Source organism: Brevundimonas sp., assembly GCF_016463485.1.
In the GTDB taxonomy this organism is placed as follows: Bacteria; Pseudomonadota; Alphaproteobacteria; order Caulobacterales; family Caulobacteraceae; genus Brevundimonas.
The window spans coordinates 1-3,079 of the sequence record NZ_JAEMRD010000226.1 but is presented as its reverse complement, the minus strand read 5'-3'; the positions used below and the strand labels follow the sequence as shown (position 1 = coordinate 3,079).

Genomic DNA, 3,079 nt, shown 5'->3' with positions numbered 1-3,079 from the left:
CTACGGCATGTGCGGCCGGGCCTATTCGCCGCGCTTCCTGTTCACCTGGCCGAACTCCAGGATCAGCGTCATGGGCGGCGAACAGGCGGCCGCCGTCCTGGCCACCGTCCACCGCGACGCCGACAGCTGGACCCCTGAACAGGCCGAAGCGTTCAAGGCCCCGGTCCGCCAGAAATACGAGGACGAGGGCAACCCCTATTACGCCACCGCCCGCCTCTGGGACGACGGCATCATCGACCCCGCCCAGACCCGCGACGTTCTCGGCCTCGCCATCAGTGCCACGCTGAATGCGCCCATCCCGGACACGGTGTTCGGCGTGTTCAGGATGTGAACGTGGCTTTCCCTCCTTTCGTCATTCCGGGCGAAGCGCAGCGAAGACCCGGAACCCGGCGGCGCGCGAGAGCGCGAACCTGTCGCGGACGAGTCCGGATCAACCATTTCGCCTTCACTGCGCTACGGCGCCGCCTTGTTCCGGGTCTGCGCCTCGCTGCGCTCGCCTTCGCCCGGAATGACGAAAGAGAAGACATGCGTTTGGCGCATGGTGGAGAACGCTGATGTTCAAATCCGTCCTGGTCGCCAATCGCGGCGAGATCGCCTGTCGCGTGTTCCGCACGGCAAAGCGGATGGGCATCCGCACCATCGCCGTCTATTCCGAGGCGGACGCACACGCTCTGCACGTCCGCGAGGCCGATGAGGCGGTGCTGATCGGGCCGGCGGCGGCACGCGAGAGCTATCTGGTCGCGGACAAGGTGCTGGCGGCGGCGAAGGCGACGGGGGCGGAGGCCATCCACCCCGGCTACGGCTTCCTGTCCGAGAACGCCGAGTTCGCCGAGGCCGTCATGGCGGCGGGGATCGTCTGGATCGGCGCGCCCCCGGCCTCGATCCGGGCCATGGGGCTGAAGGATGCGGCCAAGAAGCTGATGGTCGCGGCGGGCGTGCCCGTCACGCCCGGATACATGGGCGAGGACCAGACCCCGGCCCACCTGAAGTCCGAGGCCGACGCCATCGGCTATCCGGTGCTGATCAAGGCCGTGGCGGGCGGCGGCGGCAAGGGGATGCGGCGGGTCGAGACGTCCGAGGCCTTCCTCGACGCCCTGGCCTCTTGCCAGCGCGAGGCCGCGTCCAGCTTCGGCGACGACCGGGTGCTGATCGAGAAATACATCCTGTCGCCGCGCCATATCGAGGTTCAGGTGTTCGGCGACAGCCACGGCGAGGTCGTCCACCTGTACGAGCGCGATTGCTCCCTGCAACGCCGCCACCAGAAGGTGATCGAGGAGGCGCCGGCCCCCGGCATGGACCCCGCCACCCGCGCGGCGGTGACTGAGGCGGCGGTCAAGGCGGCGAAGGCGGTGAACTATGTCGGCGCGGGCACCATCGAGTTCATCGCCGATGCCTCGGAGGGTCTGCGGGCCGACCGCATCTGGTTCATGGAGATGAACACCCGCCTCCAGGTCGAACACCCCGTCACCGAGAGCATCACCGGCGTCGATCTGGTCGAATGGCAGTTCCGCGCGGCGGCCGGCGAGCCCGTTCCGCTGAAACAGGCCGACATCCCCATGAACGGCTGGGCCATGGAGGCGCGGCTCTATGCCGAGGATCCGGCGAACGGCTTCCTGCCCAGCATCGGCAAGCTCGAGCATTTCCGCCTGCCCGACGACATACGCATCGACACCGGCGTCTTTGAGGGAGGCGAGGTCAGCCAGTTCTACGACCCCATGATCGCCAAGCTGATCGTGCATGAGACGTCACGCGAAGCCGCCGCCGCCCGCCTCGCCGACGCCTGCGCCGAGGTCGAGGTCTGGCCGGTGAAGACCAATGCGGCCTTCTTGGTGAAGTGCTTGGAGCATCCCAAGTTCGTCGTGGGGGATGTGGACACGGGCTTCATCGGCGGCCATCAGGACAGTCTAGCTGGCAAGACATCGCCTTCCGCCGAGGCGGTCGCAGCCGCCTTCACCGCATCAGGCGGCGAGGGCGAAATTCTGGGCTGGCAAGGCGCATCGAACGACACTTACAGTCCTTGGAGCCAAGGGCCCTTCGCCTTTCGGATGAACGGAAATCCGGGCGTTCGGCTTGGTCTCTGGTCTGATGGTGAACCCGTCTGGGCCCTTCTATCCGGCCCGCAGACCTACAATGACACGGGCCAGCATTTTGGCTTCACCGTAGAGACGCCGGGAGGCCGGTATCACGGCTATGGCTCGCCGGGCTTCGTCGTCATCGACGAGCAGCCGTTCTCGGCCATCTCCAGGGAAGATGGGATAGTCGTATTCGAGGGCGGCGGCGCGTACGAGTTCAGGCGTCGCCGTGCCAGTGCCGCTGCTGGCTCCGCCTCTGACGGCACGCTTCGAGCACCCATGCCCGGCAAGATCGTCGCCGTCTCGGCCGCCGTCGGCGACGCCGTGGTCAAGGGCCAGCCGATCGTGGTGCTGGAGGCCATGAAGATGGAACACGCCCTCGTCGCCCCCTTCGACGGCACGGTGTCCGGGATCGGCGTCGCCACCGGCGATCAGGTCACCGCCGACGCCGTTCTGGCGATCGTCGAGGCGGGTTGAGACGACGGTGGACTTTCACCGGAACGAGGAATGATAGCATGAAAATCGGTGTCAGCGGTGCGAGCGGGAAGCTGGGCGGGGCCGTCCTTGACCATCTGGCGGGACAGGCCGGTTTGGAGATCGTCGGCATCTCGCGCACACCCGATCCGGCGGCGGCTTACGATGCCCGCCTCGGCGACTACGATCAGCCCGAGACCCTGGATGCGGCCTATGCCGGGCTGGACAGGCTGCTGATCATTCCGACCGTGGCCTTGGCTCCGGGCCAGCGTGCGCGGCAGAATCTGGCGGCGATCGACGCCGCGAATCGAGCGGGCGTCCGACACGTCGTCTTCATGTCCTCGGCCGGAACGCGGTCCCGGGCTGAGCCCGATGTCTGGGCGTCCTATTTCGCGGCGGAACAGCATCTGATGCGGACGGCGGCGCAGTGGAGCATTCTGAGGATGAACTACTACGCCGAATCCTTTGCGGACGAGGCCAAGGGCGCACTGGCTCAAGGGGCGCTGGTCGGCCTGGGCGAGAACCGGGTGGCC

General features: G+C 67.2%; 3 protein-coding genes. All 3 read left to right on the top strand.

Translation table 11 applies throughout. The features are described from left to right. A partial coding sequence (locus JHC99_RS18200) for a carboxyl transferase domain-containing protein (protein ID WP_292156096.1) occupies positions 1 to 331 on the top strand: 331 nt, incomplete at its 5' end. A gap of 223 nt (positions 332 to 554) precedes the next feature. After that, complete coding sequence (locus tag JHC99_RS18195; protein WP_292156095.1) at positions 555 to 2,549, top strand: acetyl/propionyl/methylcrotonyl-CoA carboxylase subunit alpha; 1,995 nt, start codon at positions 555 to 557, stop codon at positions 2,547 to 2,549. A gap of 38 nt (positions 2,550 to 2,587) precedes the next feature. Then, on the top strand, positions 2,588 to 3,079 hold a 492-nt coding region (locus tag JHC99_RS18190), incomplete at its 3' end, for an NAD(P)H-binding protein (protein WP_292156094.1).

Bases quoted from the DNA above. Each gene is read 5' to 3' on its own strand.
- JHC99_RS18195 (WP_292156095.1), top strand. From the start codon at position 555: ATGTTCAAATCCGTCCTGGTCGCCAATCGCGGCGAGATCGCCTGTCGC.